This window comes from Devosia enhydra, assembly GCF_900119845.1.
Lineage (GTDB): Bacteria > Pseudomonadota > Alphaproteobacteria > Rhizobiales > Devosiaceae > FPKU01.
The window spans coordinates 179,646-194,613 of the sequence record NZ_FPKU01000004.1 but is presented as its reverse complement, the minus strand read 5'-3'; the positions used below and the strand labels follow the sequence as shown (position 1 = coordinate 194,613).

The following is a 14,968-nucleotide window of genomic DNA, read 5'->3' as shown; positions in this document are numbered from 1 at the left end:
AGAAGGGGGTGCGGAGCGGCGCTGGCGCCGCCCCGGCTTCAGGTGTCGTGTTCGGGGGAAGATTGCCGCCTTACTGCGGCAGGTATTCGGTGGTGAAGAGCGTTGCCGGATCGAGCGTGGTTTCGAGCCCGGCGAACTCCTTCATCACGTCCATGGTGTCGCTCACCACCGCGCCATCGAAGGCGCAGGCGCCATTGGCCTTGGTGAAGTCGGTATAGACATAGGCTTCCTGGCGCCTCAGCTGCTCGGCCTGCTGCACCGGGTCGAGCTGGGTGTTGATCGCCACCACCGCCGCCACCGTCTCTTCCTGGTTGGCATAGGCGTAGTCATAGCCCTTGCGGGTGGCGGCGAGGAATTTGCGCACCACTTCGGGATTGGCCTCGGCATAGGCCTTGGTGGTAAAGATCGCCTCGGCATAGGTGTTGACGCCATAGTCCGACGGCAGCAGCACCTTGGTCGGCAGGCCGGCAAGCTCCACCGCGATGGGCTCGTTGACGGTAAAGCCGGTCTTGGCGTCCACAGTCTTGTTGATCAGAAGCTCGGTCGAGGGCGAGACCACGAGGTTGATGTCGGTGAGCGCCACGCCGGCCTTGGCGAGCATCGCCTGGGTCAGCGTCCACGGCCCGCCTTCGTTATAGGCCAGCGTCTTGCCCACGAGATCCTTGGGCTCGTTGATATTGGCCTCGGCGAGCGTGATCACCCCGGCCGGATGGCGCTGGAAGCAGGCGCCCACGATCACGAGATCCATGCCCTGGTTGGCCCCGAAGATCACGCCATTGACGTCGTTGGAACCGAAGGTGTTGGCCCCCGAAGCCACGAGGGCGGTGGAGTTGAGATTGGGGCCGCCCGGCATGATTTCGACGTTGAGCCCCTCCTCCTCATAGAAGCCCTTCTCCTTGGCCATCACATAGCCGGCGCCCTGCACGTTGAGGATCCAGGGCAGGCGGAAGCTGATGTCCTGCGCCAGCACAGGCTGGGCGGTGAGGGCGGTGCCGGCGAGAAGGCCGAGCATGGCGAAGGCGGTAACCGTGCGTTTCATGGGTCGAGCGTCTCCGTGAGGGGGATGGGAAAAATCAGGCGTCCATTCTGGCTTCGGGCCAGTAGAGGCAGAGCTTTTCGAGCAGGATCACCGCGTAAAACAGCACGATGGTCGCAAGCGAAGAGGTGATGATGGCGGCAAACAGCATCGCCGAATCCATCTGGTAGCCGGCCGTGACGATCAGCGTGCCGATGCCCAGATTGGCGCCGGTGAACTCGGCGACGATCGCCCCGATCACCGCGGCGCTCGAGCTGATCTTGGCGGCCGCGAACGTATAGGGCAGCGCCGCAAAGAGCCGGGCGTGGCGGAAGGTCTGGCCCTTGCTCGCCCCGATCACCGCCATGAATTCGAGCGCGTTGCGATCGACCGTCCTGAGGCCTTTGACGGTGTTGACGAGGGTGGGGAAAAAGCAGATTAGCGCCGCGATCGCCACCTTGGGCGCCAGCCCGAAGCCCAGCCAGATGGTGAGCAGAGGCGCGATGGCGAGGATCGGGATGGTCTTGATGGTGATTGCCCAGGGAAAGAGCGCCCGTTCCGCCGTCCGCGAATACAAAAAGACGATGGCGAGCCCCACCGCGATGGCCGTGCCCAGGATGAAGCCCAGCACCGCCGCCGTCATGGTCGAGGCGAGGTTCTCCCACAGCATCACGCGGGTCGCCCACATGCGCGTGCCGATGACGCTCGGGGCCGGCAGCAGATAGGCCGGCACCGCAAAGAGCTTGACCGACGCCTCCCAGATCACCCCGACGAGGAGGAAGAGCCCGATGGAGGGGCCCAGTTCGCGCAGCTTGGCGAGCGCCGCGCTGCCCCGCCCGGAGGATGCGGCGGGCGCCGCCATCGCATCACTGCTCATGGATCAGCCTTTCGAGGTCGCGGGTCTGGGCAATGACATCGGGATGGTGGCGCATGTCGGGGTCGGCGAGGCGCGGATGGGCCACCGGTACCACGGCCTTGATCCGCCCCGGCCGGGGCGCCATCACCACGATGGCATCCGAGAGATAGAGCGCTTCGGAGAGCGAATGGGTGACGAACACCACGGTCACCGGCCGCGTCTGCCAGATGCGGATCAATTCGTCATGCATCTCGCGCCGGGTGAATTCGTCGAGCGCCCCGAAGGGCTCGTCCATCAACAGGATTTCGGGCTCGTAGGAGAGCGCGCGGGCGATCGATACGCGCTGCCGCATGCCACCCGAAAGCTGGGCCGGATAATGATCCGCAAAGCCCTCAAGCCGCGTGAGCCTGAGGAGGTCGTCGGCCCGCGCCGCCCGCTCGGCGGGCGTGCCGATGCCAATGACATCGAGCGGCAGCCGCACATTGTCGCGCGCCGTCTTCCAGGGGAAAAGGCTCGCTTCCTGGAAGACGAAGCCGAACTTCTTCTCCTTCTGGTAGTCCTGGGTCGAGCGCCCCATCACCCTGATGGTGCCGGCGCTTTGCGGGATGAGCCCGGAAATGATGCGCAGGAGCGTCGATTTTCCGCAGCCCGAGCGCCCGACGATCGAGATGAAGCGGTTCTGCGGAATGGTGAGGTTTATGCCGCGCAGCGCCTCCACCGGGCCCTGCCGGCCCTGGAACGACATCGACACATTCTCGATGCCGATAGCCTCGGCCGTACTGCCGGCCTGCCCGCGAGCGTCTGGGTCGAGCAACATTGATGCCACCTGTCGCCTCGTTCTCGTACTGCGCGTTTCAAGCGCGCGCTGCCCGTCACCCGATTGACATCGAGCGACCTGCGGCACTTGCCGAAACCCATGCTAAGCAGGCATTGTGGCCTCCGACCAGCAGCAATTTTTGCGCTGACCGCACGAATTTTTAGCGCGCTCCGAAAAGCGTAACGGGAGGATGTCCGCCATGGCCATGCTGCGCACCGGGCTCATCTATTTCGATCAAGCCGTGCGCCACGGCTCGATCCGCAAGGCGGCCGAGACGCTGCATGTCGCCTCATCAGCGGTAAACCGGCAATTGCTGCAACTCGAGGAGGAGCTGGCCATTCCGCTGTTCGAGCGCCTGCCGCGCGGCATCCGCCCCACCGCCGCCGGCGAAGTCGTGCTCGCCTATGTCCGCCGCTGGAACCGCGAGGCCCAGCTTCTGCGCCAGGAGGTCGGGGGCCTGCGCGACGGGGTGCGCGGCACCATCCGCATCGCGGCGGCCGAAAGCTTCACCGAGGAGGTCATCCCCACCGCCCTCAAGACCTTGCAGGCGAGCTTCCCGCATGTCGATTATTCGCTGATCTCGGGCGACAACCACCGCATCACCTCCGAGCTCTTCGCCAAGGATGCCGATGTGGCGCTGGCCTTCGACGTCTCGGACAACGTGCGCGCCGAAATCGTCGCCTCCGTCACCTCCCCGCTCGGGGTGATCTGCCCGCCCGGCCATCCGCTGTCGAGCCTCGACAGGGTGACGCTTTCCGATTGCGCCCCCTACCCGCTCGTGGTGCCGGGGCGCGACTGGATGCTGCATTCAGGGTTGTCGATTCTCTTCCAGGGTGGCAGCGCGCCGGGCCGCATCGTGGCCACCGCCGAACGCCCCGGCATGCTGAAGGCGCTGGTGCGCGCCGGCATCGGCATCGCCTTCCTCACCGCCATGGGCGTCGAGCGCGACCTCGAGGACAAGCGGCTGGTCTGGGTGCCGCTGGCCGGCGGCATCATCAAGCCCGCCACCATCTCGCTGATGATCGCGCGCGGCCGCATCCCGCCGCTCTACACCATGATGTTCATCGATATCCTGCGCCGCCAGCTCGGCTGGTCCGAAACCCGCGACGGCGGCCGATACGATTTCGGCTAATGCAAGCCTCAGCAGTGGCAGTCGATGACGCTCACCTGCGCATCGGCGCGCACCTGCCCCAGCGCCTGCCGCACGAAGGCCCGCCACGCACCCATTGACTGGAAGCGCCCCGCCTCCGTCCAGCGCCCGTCGATCAGCAGCGCGTGGATTTCGGCCAGCCGCTCGGGCCGGTCGAGCAGCCGTTCGCCCAGCACCGCGCCCATGCAGCTGTTGGCGGTTTCGTAAGAAGCCTCATCGAAGTGCTCGGGGCCCCACGGCCCTGCCGAGACCAGCCCCCACCAGCGCCCACCGCGCACAAAGCCATCCCACCGGCCATCCGGATTGTGCCAGAAGCCCGAGTGGCCCGTCTCCGGGTCGGGCGGACCGCCGGGGGCCGCCTTGAAGGTGAAATGCGGCTTGCGGCCCTGTTCATCATCCTCGATCCTGAAGGGCGCCATGGCGGCCTCCAGCGTCTCGTCGGGCGCGGTTACCGCGATGAGGCAGAAATGGGCCATGGCCTATCCTCCAGTCGCTGCTGGGACGCCACGACCCACGCCGGCCTTGGCGCTCAGCCCCGTCCCCGCGCGCTCTGGCGCTCGGCGCGGTCCTGCCGCAGCTCCGCGATGGTCACGTCCATGGCAAACCGGTGCAGCAGCGCATTGAAGGTCTCGGGCGCCTCGCGGAAGGCGGCATGCCCGGCTTCGGCGATCACATGCGGGCCCTGCCACAGGGTCGGCATCTCGAAACTCTCAAAGAACGACAGCCGCACGATGGGGTCGCGCCCGCCATTGACGAAGGCCACCGGCACGGCGAGGTCCTCCACGATGGTCTTCTGGTCGGGCCCCTCGGGCTTGCGCAGCGATTGCGCGATGGTCGGGCGCACCCGCTCGTCGGTACGCTTGAGATCGCTCAGCGCCGCCGGATAGGGCACGGGCCCGTAGCACATGCGCAGCCAGCGCTCGCAATCGGCCGGGGTGAACATCTCCTTGCCCGCCAGCAGCATGTCGCGATGGATCTGGAAGGCGCGCAATAGCGAGATCGGCCCTTTGCCGAAGGGCGGCGCGCCCGAAACCATCAGCCCGGCAATGGCGGGATGGCTCTGGGCCAGCTCGATCGCCACATGCCCGCCCAGAGACCAGCCGAAGATCAGCGCCCGCTCGAGCCCGAGCGCATCGATCACCGCCCCGACGCTGCGCGAAAAGCCGCCCAGCGTATAATGGCTCGCATCGGGAGAATTTTCCGACAGCCCATGCCCCGGCAAATCGATGGCCACGAGACGGAAGAGATCGCTCAGGGGGCTCGAGAATTGCCGGTCGAACACCGCCTTGGACGCTCCCGATCCGTGCACGAGCACGATCGGCAAGCCTTTCCCCGCCGACTGGCGAACGCTAAGGTCGATATCGAGGGCACGGATCGTGAAGTCGCCGGCTGTCATGGAAGCTCACGCGCATTGGCTTTATCGCGCCACCATGACCCGCCAGCGCCTAAGACCGGCTTTCGCGATATGGTTAACCAATTCCTGATGCGGGGGCAGCAACGCCATGGGTCTGGCGCTCGATCTTCTTGTAACGGCCGTGAGCCTTGCCATTTTCGCCCAGCACATCTGGGCGCTGCGCGGCCATTTCGTGTCCAAAACCATCAATCGCGGCGCCATGGGCATCGCCATCATGGCCAATCTCTGCGCGCTCTGGTTCCTCGTCCTCACCTGGACGGTCGAGCAGCCCGCGTCCGCCCAGGTGCTGGGGCTCGGACTCGAACTCCTGAGCCTCGCGCTCTTCTGGTGGGCGGTGAAGGCCTCGCGCGCCGCCAGCCTGCGCTATGTCTTCGATGAGGGCGCGCCCGCGACGCTGGTGTCGACCGGGCCCTATGCGCTGGTGCGCCACCCCTTCTACACCTCCTACATTCTCTATTGGGCCGGCTGGACCATTGCCGCCTGGAGCTGGCTGGGGCTCGTGCCGCTGGTCATCGTCGTCATCGCCTATACGGTGGCGGCGCGGTTCGAGGAAAATCTCTTCGCCCGCACCGGCATGGCGGCCGACTATGTCGCCTATCGCAACCGGACCGGCCTCTTCTGGCCCCGGCTCATCGGGCGCAGCTGAGGCTTGAACCGCTCAAAAGAAAATGGGGGCGACCGCATCGCCCCCATCCCCAAACCCAGTCGATCGTGCCGAAAAAACGTCAGCCCTTGAGCGTCGACGCCACTTCGCGCGCCGCGATGCGCACGGCGGCCAAGGTCTGGTCCACCACATCGTCATTGTGCTCGGAAGAGACGAACCACGCGCCGCGTTCGAGCGCGCGCACGCCCTGCTTCAGGAGTGCCAGGGTAAAGCGCGCATAGCCGGCCTTGTCGGCCCGCGCCAGGTCGCGATAGGTCTTGGCCGGTGCGTCGAGCCCGAAGGCGACGTGGAACATCAGCTCGAAGCCGGTGACCTGCGCCTTGATGCCGGCGGCCGCCAGTTCCTCGCGCATGCCCTCGCGCAGCCTGACGCCGAAGACGCTGCTCTTTTCGTAATGCTCGGGGGTCAGCGCCGCCTGCGTCGCCACCGTCGCCGCCATGGCCACGGGCTGGGCGTTGAAGGTGCCGCCATGCAGAACCCCGCCGGTCGCGAACATGTCGATGAGATCGGCCCGCCCGACGATCGCCGCCACCGGGAAGCCATTGGCGATGGCCTTGGCAAAAAGCGAGATGTCGGGCGTGACCCCGAACCGCTCCTGCGCGCCGCCGCGCCCGAGGCGGAAGCCGGTGATCACCTCGTCGAAAACCAGCAGCGTGCCGTGCTTGCGGCAGATGGCCTGCGCGCCTTCGAGATAGCCGGGCGCCGGGGAGATGGCGCCCTGGTTGCACATGGCCGGCTCCATCATCACCGCGGCGATGTCGCCCTTGGAGACACGGGCCTCGAGCGCCGCCAGATCGTTCCAGCCAAGGATTACGAGATCCTCGAGATCGAGCCGGCTCTGGCCCCTGCTGCCGCCGACGGGCACCGGCGCCTCGGCCGGGCCGGCATCGGCGAGCGCCGGGGCGGTCGACCACAGCACATTGTCGAACCAGCCATGATAATGGCCTTCGAACTTGATGATCTTGCTGCGCCCGGTGGCGGCGCGGGCCAGCCGCATCGCCGCCTGCGCCACCTCGGAGCCCGAGGACCCGAAGCGGATGCGCTGGGCCGAGGGAATGCGCTCGCAGATCATGCGGGCGGCTTCGAATTCCACCTCGCTCTGGCCGGCAAACAGGATGCCCTCATCCACCTGGGCCTTCACCGCGGCCTGCACGCCGGCCGGGCTGTGGCCCAGCACCATGGCGCCCATGCCGCAGTAATAATCGATCAGCCGGTTGCCATCGACGTCGAAAAGATAGGCCCCTTCACCGCGCTTGAACACCAGCGGACCAGGCGCCATGCCGAGCCGGAAGTTGCTATTGACGCCGCCGGCGACATAACGCGAATTCTTCGAGATCACCGACGACGATTCGTCGAAACTCAATGAATTCAACGCCCGGGCCTGCTGTTCTCCGCCTACGTCCATTGCTCTGCCTTTTCGTCTTGGCTCTGTCGTCCAGTGAGCCGAAAAAAGCATGCGTCCCCAGCCAAGTAAAGAAAGCCCGGTTTCGCGCGGCGGAATTTGCCGGCGCCGGGCGCAAACGTGACCGGGCCGGCGGGGCTTTTCGCGAGGCTTCAGGCCTTGAGCCGCACCCGCGCGCCGCGCTCGTACCAGCCCCTTGAGCGGTTGACGATCCACACCACCGAAAGCATCACCGGCACCTCGACCAGCACGCCCACCACGGTTGCAAGCGCCGCGCCCGAGGAAAAGCCGAAGAGGCTGATCGCTGCTGCCACCGCCAGCTCGAAGAAGTTGGAGGCCCCGATCAGCGCCGAGGGCCCGGCCACGCAATGCTGCTCGCCGGCCACCCGGTTGAGGATATAGGCCAGCCCGGCGGTGAAATAGACCTGGATCAGGATCGGCACGGCAAGCAGTGCAATCACCAGCGGCTGGCTGATGATCTGCTCGCCCTGGAAGCCGAACAACAGCACCAGCGTGCCCAGCAGCGCCATGATCGAGAGCGGCTGCAGGCGATTGAGCGCAGCATCGAGCCGCCCCTGCCCCCGTGCCAGCAGATGGCGGCGCAGCAACTGCGCGATCACCACCGGCACGAGGATATAGAGCACCACCGACAGCACCAGCGTCGCCCAGGGCACGGTGATGGCCGAAAGGCCCAGAAGCAGCGCGACGATGGGCGCGAAGGCAATCACCATGATCGCGTCGTTGAGCGCCACCTGCGAGAGCGTGAAGAGCGGCTCGCCGCGGGTGAGGTTGGACCACACGAACACCATCGCCGTGCAGGGCGCCGCCGCCAGAATGATCAGCCCGGCGATATAGGAGGAAATCTGATCCTCCGGCAGCAGCGGCCGGAACAGCCAGCCGATGAACAGCCAGCCCAGCAGCGCCATCGAAAACGGCTTGATCGCCCAGTTGATGAACAGCGTTACCCCGATGCCGCGCCAGTGCCGCGTCACCTGCGACAGGCTGCTAAAATCGATGCGCAGCAGCATGGGGATGATCATCAGCCAGATCAGCACCGCCACCGGAAGGTTGACGCTGGCAAATTCCAGCCCGCCGATCGCCTGGAAGAGATTGGGCAGGAAATGTCCCAGCCCGACCCCCACAACGATGCAGAGAAAGACCCAGAGGGTCAGGTAGCGCTCGAAAACCGACATGCTCAGGCCGTCTCTGCCCGGTTGGTCGCGCCATCCATGGCGCCGATGCCGCGCAGTCTGCTCGAGAGCGCCATGCGGTCGATGGAGGCGAGCGGCAGGTTGACGAAGGCGGCGATGCGGTTGCGCATGAAGCCCATGGCCTCTTCAAACGCCGCCCGCTGCTGGAACTCGGGGCCTGTGACGGCCGCCGGGTCCTCGATGCCCCAATGGGCCGTCATCGGCTGGCCCGGCCAGATAGGGCAGGCCTCGCCGGCGGCGTTGTCGCAGACGGTGAAGACGAAATCCATCTTCGGGGCGCCCGGCACGGCGAACTCTTCCCAGGATTTCGAGCGCAGCCCGTTGGTCGAGATGCCGGCACGCGACAAGACCTCGAGCGCCATCGGATGCACCTGCCCCTTGGGCGCGCTGCCCGCCGAATAGGCCTGGAACTGCCCCGCCCCGACATGATTGAGCAGCGCCTCGCCCAAAATCGAGCGGGCGGAATTGCCGGTGCAGAGAAACAGGACCGAATAGACGCGGTCAGCAGACATCCTGGCCATCCTTTGGTGTGCAGCAGGGGGTAAGCGCCGCGACGATGGGCGCGCAGAGCGCAGGGTCCCCGCCGCAGCAATCGGTGAGCAGAAACAGGGTCAGCCCCTCAAGCCTCTTGAGGTCTGCCCGATAGATGATCGAGCGGCTCTGCCGCTGGCCCGAGACAAGCCCGGCCCGCGCCAGGCTCGACAGATGCGCCGACATGGTGTTCTGAGGCACGCCCGCCAGCCGCGCCAGCTCGCCGGCCGGCAGCCCCTCGGGCTCATGCCTCACGAGCAGGCGGAAGGTTTCAAGGCGGGTGGCCTGACCCAGCGCGGCAAGCACCGCGAGTGCATCTTCTGTATCCATACATCCAGATTACTGGATATATGGATGGGACGCAAGCCGCTTTGATGCGTGCCGCAATCTCACGACGTGGCAATTTCCGGTTCGGCCTCTGCGGGCGCCAGCGGCAGACGCACGCGGAAGCAGGCGCCGCCGGGGCCCGGTCCATCCACCAGCTCCAGCGTGCCCTGCATGCGCGCCACGATCTCGCGGCTGATCGGCAGCCCCAGCCCGGCGCCCGAAAACGATACCGCCTCGCCCTGCCGGCCGCGATAGAACTTGTCGAAGATGCGCGGCCGCTCCTCCTCGGGAATGCCCGGCCCGTTATCGACCACCTCGATGCTGTAGACCCCCTCGCCCACAAAGGAGCGCACCTCGACCACCGGATCGGGGGTGGTGTTGTATTTGATCGCGTTGGAAATCAGGTTGATCAGCACCTGGCTCAGCCGGTCCGGATCGGCCGAGACCATCGCCCTGCCGGCCCGCTCGCCCCGCGCCATGCGCGTGCCGTTCTGCCGCGCCAGCGCATCGCAGACCCGCAGCGCCTGATCGAGCGCCGCCTCGGCATCCACCACCCGCGCCTCCCACATGCGCTCGCCGCGTTCGAGCGCCGAAAGATCGAGGATTTCGTCGAGCAGCGAGGTCAGCCTCAGGCTTTCGCGGTGGATGGTCGACATGAAGCGCCGGCTCGAGACCGGATCGAGGTCCTTTTCGCTCAACAGGATTTCCGAAAACGCCCGGATCGCCGTCATCGGGGTGCGCACCTCATGGCTCACCTGGCTGAGGAATTCGTCCTTTTGCAGATCCACCTTGCGCAGCTGCCGGTTGGCATTTTCGAGCTTTTCGGCCGTGGCCCGCAATTGCGCCGAGGCCCGTTCGAGCGCCTGCGAATGCTCGATGGCCTGCTGGGTCTCATCGGCCATCTGCATCACCTCCTCGAGCGACACCGCATCGCCCGAGACGACTTTCGAGAGCATTACATGCGCCGAAGCCGAACCGATCGAGCCGGCCAGTTCGCGTTCGAGCCGGTGGATGAAAGCAGGGCTCGGCTCCAGCGTCGTCCACGGCATGCCGGTCTGGCGCGCCTCCTCCGAAAACAGCGCCACCGCCCGCGCGTGGCCCAGCACCCGCCGCGCCACGAGGAACAGGTCGTCGGCGGTGGCCGAGCCGCGCAGCGGGCTCGTCTCGGTCGGGGTCCGCCGCGTCGCGTTCAAGAACAGCGTCGCCTGCACATGTTCGAGCGCCGACTGGCTGGTGAGCAGCGAACCTATGACCAGCACCGCCGAATTGAGCAACAGGCTCCAGAACACCGCATGGGCGAGCGGATCGAGATGGTCGAGCCCGAACAGCGCCTGCGGCCTCAGCCAGTCGATGCCGAACGGCCCCTCGGCCATGATCATGGCCACGAGCGGAGAGGAGGAGGCGAAGGAGGGCATGAAGCTCGCCCAGAGCCAGACCACGAAGCCCGTCGCGATCGCCGCGATCGCCGCCTTGCCCGACGCCTCCCGCCAGAAGAGCGCGGCAAGGATCGCGGGCAGGAACTGCGCCACCCCTGTGAACGAGATGAGCCCGATGGGCGCCAGCGCATCGGACCCCCGCGTCAGGTAGAAATAGGAAAAGCCCAGCAGCAGGATGAGGATGATCGAAATGCGCCGCGCATTGAGGATGAGCCGCCGCACCCCCAGCCCGTCCCCCGCCCCGTCATCGGCGGACAGCCGCAGCATCACCGGCACCACGATATGGTTCGAGACCATGATCGAGAGCGCGATGGATTCAAGGATGATCATCGAGGTGGCAGACGAGAACCCGCCGATGAAGGCAAAGAGCGCCAGCCCGTCCTGCCCGGCGGCGAGCGGCAGGGTCAGCACGAACATGTCGGGGTTCGACCCCGAGGGCAGCGTCGACAGCCCGTAAAGCGCGATGGGCAGGATGAAGAGGCTCATCGCCAGCATGTAGGCCGGAAACGCCCAGCTGGCGGTGCGCAGATGGCTCTCGTCGGAATTTTCCACCACCGTCACCTGGAACTGGCGCGGCAGGCAGATGATGGCGGCGGCCGCGAGCAGCAGCGAGGCGATCCAGCGATCCCCGAAGGTTTGGCTGGCATGGATATCGTGGCCCGAAGCCGCGGCGGCCGAAAAGATCGGCTCGAGCCCGCCACCGGCATAGAGCACGAAAAGCCCCACAGCGATCAGCGCGGTGAGCTTGACCACCGCCTCGAGCGCGATCGCCGCCACCACGCCATGATGCTGCTCCTTGGCATCGACATTGCGCGTGCCGAAAAGGATGGTGAAGAGCGCCATGCCGGCCGCCACCCCGAAGGCCAGCCCCACCTCGTCCCAGCCCTCGAGGCTGCCTCGGCCATATTCGGAGGCCCCGGCAATCGCCTCGATCGACGAGGTCACCGCCTTGAGCTGCAAGGCGATATAGGGCGCGATCGCGATCACCGCGAGCACCGTCACCAGCACCCCGAGCCGGCTCGACTTGCCGAAGCGCGACGACAGGAGATCGGCGATCGAGGTGATACGCTGGTCGTGGCTGATGCGCACCAGCCGCCTCAGGATGAACCACCAGCCGATGAACACGAGCGTGGGGCCCAGATAGATGGTGGCGAATTCGAGCCCGTTGCGCGCCGCCGATCCCACCGCGCCGTAAAACGTCCAGCTCGTGCAATAGACCGAGATCGAGAGCGTATAGACGAAGGGCGAGCGCAAGAGCCCGCCCGGCTTGCTGCGCGTCTGGCTGTCCCCGATGAAGGCGACGAGAAACAGCAGGCCCACATAGGCCACGGCGGTGGCGATCACGAGATCGGCGGTCAGCGTCACGGCAGCGGGCCTCCGCGCGTTTCGACCGCCCGCGCGGCGCGCCTCATGGCTCCTCGCCCGGCCGCTGGGCGGCCTGCGTCCCGTCCTCGGGCAGGGCCCGGCTGAACCAGCGCGCCCCCAGAACCAGCAAGCCCCAGAGCACGAAGACATAGACCGCCTCGACCGGCACCCCGAAGGGCCGTGCATCGAAGCGGAAGAGCGCGATGATCGGGGGCAGGAAGCCGAGCACCCCGAACAGGGTGAAGAAAAAGGCGGCGGCCACGAGCTTGCGGCGCGTCACGGGCCGGCTCTCCTCACCGCGCCCCGGTCTCGGTCCGGTCGACCAGCAGTGCCCGCACCGCGTCCACCACCTCGACATTGGAATAGGGCTTGGTCACGAACCGGTCCGCTCCCAGCTCCTCGGCAATGCGCCGATCCTGCTGCTGGCCGCGTGCGGTCAGCACCAGCACCGGCAGGGCGCGGGTCAAGACGTCGGCGCGCAATTGCTTGAGTACCTCGAAGCCCGAGCGCTTGGGCAGCATGATGTCGAGCACGAGGACGCGCGGCCGCTCGCGGCGCACGGCCGACAGCACCGCATCGCCATCGGTAACGGACTGAACCGTCCACCCGGCCCGCTGCAAAACAAAGCTCAGCGCCTCGAGGATGCCCGGTTCATCCTCGGCGACCAGAATATCTGTGCCCAAATCTTTCCTCCACCCCTTCCTCCAAAGGGGTACCCCCACCAGTTAAGCCCAATGCGCGCCATTCGCCAAGCCCGGTCGTGGCGCAGAACTATTTCGGTTCTATTTGGGGGACCTGGATGGTCATACAGAGGAGCCGCGAACCCGGCGGGTCGCTTGCTCAGCGCTCCCCGCCCCCATGGTTCGAGACGCGGCTGCAGCCGCTCCTCACCATGAGGTCTCTCCCGTAATTTACGCAGGTCCTCATCCTGAGGCTTCCAAGCGACCCGTAGGGTCCGGGCGCTCCAGTGGAGCGACCGGAGCGCAGGAAGGCCATGAGCGCTATGCGCGAATGGCTCGGCGCAGAGGCGTCTCGAAGGACGAGGGCCGGGCACACCAGCAGAGGTCACCCCGCCACAAGCGAGGGCGGCACGCGTTCACCGCCCGGGGCCCAGGGCGCTTCCTGGCGGCTGGGGCACTCGGTGCGGGTGCAGAGGCGGCAGGTGGGGCCGACGGGCATGTCGAGCCGCGTGTCGCCCAGATCGAGCCCGTCGCCATAGACCGTCTCGTCGGCATGCAGGATGTCGGTGACGATGAGGATCGAGTGCGGCAGCGCCTGGTCGGCGAACCCGGCGCTGCGCCGCGACACCGCCTTGGCCACGAACAGGAAGCGCGAGCCATCGGCAAACCGCGCCACCTGCCGCACCACCTGCCCCGGCGACCGGAACGCGGCATAGATCGCCCAGAGCGGGCAGGCATGCCCGCTATTGGGCAGCAACAGCCCGGGCAGCGGGAAATGCTTGGAGAGCCGCCCCGCCGGATCGGCGCGCAGGAACCCGAAGGGCAGGCCGGAGCGACCCGGACGCCGCAGCGTCACCAGCCGATGCGCGATCTGCTCGAAGCTCGCGCCAAAGCGTTCGGCCAGCGCGTCGATGTCGTAGCGCACCGCCTGCGCATCGGCCAAAAACCGCTCATAAGGAAACAGCGTCGCTCCCGCGAGATAGGCGGCGAGATAGCGACGCGCCCCGCCCGTCGCGAGCGCCGAGCCCAGCCCCGGCCTCTGGCTCTCGGCATCGAGCACCGCCGCCTCCTCGAGCTCGGCGAGCAGCTGCACCATCTGGAACCGGCGGGTGGACTGCGTCACCGTGTTGCGGAACCAGAGCGCCCGGCGCGTTGCATCGAAACCGAAGGCGCGCCCGTTGCGCCCCTCGGCCACCCGCTCCACCATCACCCCGTGAATGGAAGCGAGCCGATCAACCATCGCCGCCTCGGCCAGCCCGCCATCAGCCGTCGCAATGCGCGCCCGCAGGCCCTCCGCCACCGCCTCGAGCCCGGGAAAGTAATTGCCCTGGGCAAAGATCATGTCGTCGACCGCCCGGCGCGCAGAGGCGAAATCGGCGGCGTTCGAGGTCTGGTCGAACTGCCCGATCAGGTTCTGCGCCACCGCGCCGAGACCCCGCGCCTCGCGGGCGATGGTGGCAACGAAACGCTGCCGCTCGTCCTCCGACAGATCCGGCACCGTCTCGAGAATCTCTGCCCCCGACCGGATCGCGGTGATGCCCGAGAGGATGCGGTGCAGAAGCTGCGACAGCAGCGGGTCGGCGCGCAGCCGGTCGGCATAGGAGGCGACGCTGTCCATCGCCGCGTCATGGGCCCGGTGGAGGCGCGCCACCACCTGCGCGATGTCGGGCCGGGTGGCGACGAGGTCGCGCGCCGCCTCCGGCCCGGCCCCGCTGCCGGCAAGAACGGGGTCGGCAAAGGCCTCCACCACCTCGTGCAGCAGTCGGTGCTCGGCCTCTCCCGTCAGCTCGTCGAGATCAAGATCGAGCGCTGCCGCGATGCGCTGCAGAAGCGCCCCGCCCACCTGCCGCTTGTTGGCTTCTATGAGGTTGAGATAGCTGGCAGAAATGCCCACGGTGCGGGCCAGCCCGGCCTGCGACAGACCCAGCCCCTTGCGCCGCGACGAGATGCGGATGCCCATCGGCGCGCGCATGCCCAGACCCTCCCCTGCCCCGCATCTGTCAAAACATTGACGGACATCCGGGCGCTTCAGTTCAACAATTTACAAAAAAACGCTGACTTAACAATGGGCTATTGAAGTCATTTTCCAGCCGTCGAATA

Annotated in this window: 15 protein-coding genes; 2 read left to right on the top strand and 13 right to left on the bottom strand. The window is 66.8% G+C overall.

Going from position 1 to position 14,968, the window contains the following annotated elements; translation table 11 throughout:
- Window positions 1–70 precede the first annotated feature (70 nt).
- From BT183_RS19385 to BT183_RS19375, 3 genes are read right to left on the bottom strand one after another with little or no spacing between them, the layout of a single operon-like run.
- Complete coding sequence (locus BT183_RS19385) at window positions 71–1,039, bottom strand: ABC transporter substrate-binding protein (protein ID WP_072346681.1); 969 nt, start codon at window positions 1,037–1,039, stop codon at window positions 71–73.
- Window positions 1,040–1,073: 34 nt separating this feature from the next.
- On the bottom strand, window positions 1,074–1,892 hold the full coding sequence (locus tag BT183_RS19380; protein WP_072346679.1) for an ABC transporter permease: 819 nt from the start codon (window positions 1,890–1,892) through the stop codon (window positions 1,074–1,076).
- Entirely contained in the window at window positions 1,882–2,688 is an 807-nt protein-coding gene (locus BT183_RS19375) for an ABC transporter ATP-binding protein (protein ID WP_072346677.1), read from the bottom strand. Before BT183_RS19375 ends, BT183_RS19380 begins: the two co-directional genes overlap by 11 nt.
- Window positions 2,689–2,887: 199 nt before the next feature.
- On the opposite strand from BT183_RS19375, the gene BT183_RS19370 reads away from it, so the two are divergent.
- Window positions 2,888–3,820 (top strand): LysR family transcriptional regulator, encoded by a 933-nt coding sequence (locus tag BT183_RS19370; protein WP_177282647.1) that lies wholly within the window; start codon window positions 2,888–2,890, stop codon window positions 3,818–3,820.
- An 8-nt stretch (window positions 3,821–3,828) separates the two neighbouring features.
- Here the strand turns inward: BT183_RS19370 and BT183_RS19365 are convergent, their stop codons facing one another.
- Both BT183_RS19365 and BT183_RS19360 read right to left on the bottom strand, forming a co-directional pair.
- Window positions 3,829–4,314 (bottom strand): hypothetical protein, encoded by a 486-nt coding sequence (locus BT183_RS19365; protein WP_072346673.1) that lies wholly within the window; start codon window positions 4,312–4,314, stop codon window positions 3,829–3,831.
- 53 nt (window positions 4,315–4,367) lie between these two features.
- Complete coding sequence (locus BT183_RS19360; protein ID WP_072346671.1) at window positions 4,368–5,234, bottom strand: alpha/beta fold hydrolase; 867 nt, start codon at window positions 5,232–5,234, stop codon at window positions 4,368–4,370.
- A 106-nt stretch (window positions 5,235–5,340) separates the two neighbouring features.
- Here BT183_RS19360 and BT183_RS19355 point away from each other — a divergent pair, with 106 nt between their 5' ends.
- A complete protein-coding gene (locus BT183_RS19355) occupies window positions 5,341–5,898 on the top strand; it encodes a methyltransferase family protein (protein ID WP_072346670.1) in 558 nt (185 codons plus the stop codon).
- Window positions 5,899–5,977: 79 nt separating this feature from the next.
- Here BT183_RS19355 and BT183_RS19350 read toward each other — a convergent pair whose 3' ends face one another.
- From BT183_RS19350 to BT183_RS19315, 8 genes are all read right to left on the bottom strand, one after another.
- Window positions 5,978–7,279, bottom strand: coding sequence for an aspartate aminotransferase family protein (locus BT183_RS19350; protein ID WP_244545398.1), 1,302 nt, complete (start codon window positions 7,277–7,279; stop codon window positions 5,978–5,980).
- 191 nt (window positions 7,280–7,470) lie between these two features.
- On the bottom strand, window positions 7,471–8,511 hold the full coding sequence (gene arsB / locus BT183_RS19345; RefSeq protein ID WP_072346666.1) for an ACR3 family arsenite efflux transporter: 1,041 nt from the start codon (window positions 8,509–8,511) through the stop codon (window positions 7,471–7,473).
- Between the two features lie 2 nt (window positions 8,512–8,513).
- Window positions 8,514–9,041 carry an arsenate reductase ArsC gene (locus BT183_RS19340; RefSeq protein ID WP_072346664.1) on the bottom strand — a complete coding sequence of 176 codons (528 nt, stop codon included), beginning with the start codon at window positions 9,039–9,041 and terminating at the stop codon, window positions 8,514–8,516.
- A complete protein-coding gene (locus BT183_RS19335) occupies window positions 9,031–9,390 on the bottom strand; it encodes an ArsR/SmtB family transcription factor (RefSeq protein WP_072346662.1) in 360 nt (119 codons plus the stop codon). Before BT183_RS19335 ends, BT183_RS19340 begins: the two co-directional genes overlap by 11 nt.
- A 59-nt stretch (window positions 9,391–9,449) precedes the next feature.
- A complete protein-coding gene (locus BT183_RS19330) occupies window positions 9,450–12,188 on the bottom strand; it encodes a sensor histidine kinase (RefSeq protein ID WP_072346659.1) in 2,739 nt (912 codons plus the stop codon).
- 43 nt (window positions 12,189–12,231) lie between these two features.
- A complete protein-coding gene (locus tag BT183_RS19325; RefSeq protein ID WP_072346657.1) occupies window positions 12,232–12,468 on the bottom strand; it encodes a hypothetical protein in 237 nt (78 codons plus the stop codon).
- 13 nt (window positions 12,469–12,481) lie between these two features.
- Window positions 12,482–12,871, bottom strand: a complete 390-nt coding sequence (locus tag BT183_RS19320; RefSeq protein WP_072346656.1) for a response regulator transcription factor — start codon at window positions 12,869–12,871, stop codon at window positions 12,482–12,484.
- 382 nt (window positions 12,872–13,253) lie between these two features.
- Window positions 13,254–14,840 carry a helix-turn-helix domain-containing protein gene (locus BT183_RS19315; protein ID WP_072346654.1) on the bottom strand — a complete coding sequence of 529 codons (1,587 nt, stop codon included), beginning with the start codon at window positions 14,838–14,840 and terminating at the stop codon, window positions 13,254–13,256.
- Window positions 14,841–14,968 lie beyond the last annotated feature (128 nt).

Coding starts and splice junctions, on each gene's coding strand:
- BT183_RS19385 (WP_072346681.1), bottom strand. CDS start 1,039: ATGAAACGCACGGTTACCGCCTTCGCCATGCTCGGCCTTCTCGCCGGC.
- BT183_RS19380 (WP_072346679.1), bottom strand. CDS start 1,892: ATGAGCAGTGATGCGATGGCGGCGCCCGCCGCATCCTCCGGGCGGGGC.
- BT183_RS19375 (WP_072346677.1), bottom strand. CDS start 2,688: ATGTTGCTCGACCCAGACGCTCGCGGGCAGGCCGGCAGTACGGCCGAG.
- BT183_RS19370 (WP_177282647.1), top strand. CDS start 2,888: ATGGCCATGCTGCGCACCGGGCTCATCTATTTCGATCAAGCCGTGCGC.
- BT183_RS19365 (WP_072346673.1), bottom strand. CDS start 4,314: ATGGCCCATTTCTGCCTCATCGCGGTAACCGCGCCCGACGAGACGCTG.
- BT183_RS19360 (WP_072346671.1), bottom strand. CDS start 5,234: ATGACAGCCGGCGACTTCACGATCCGTGCCCTCGATATCGACCTTAGC.
- BT183_RS19355 (WP_072346670.1), top strand. CDS start 5,341: ATGGGTCTGGCGCTCGATCTTCTTGTAACGGCCGTGAGCCTTGCCATT.
- arsB (WP_072346666.1), bottom strand. CDS start 8,511: ATGTCGGTTTTCGAGCGCTACCTGACCCTCTGGGTCTTTCTCTGCATC.
- BT183_RS19340 (WP_072346664.1), bottom strand. CDS start 9,041: ATGTCTGCTGACCGCGTCTATTCGGTCCTGTTTCTCTGCACCGGCAAT.
- BT183_RS19335 (WP_072346662.1), bottom strand. CDS start 9,390: ATGGATACAGAAGATGCACTCGCGGTGCTTGCCGCGCTGGGTCAGGCC.
- BT183_RS19315 (WP_072346654.1), bottom strand. CDS start 14,840: ATGCGCGCGCCGATGGGCATCCGCATCTCGTCGCGGCGCAAGGGGCTG.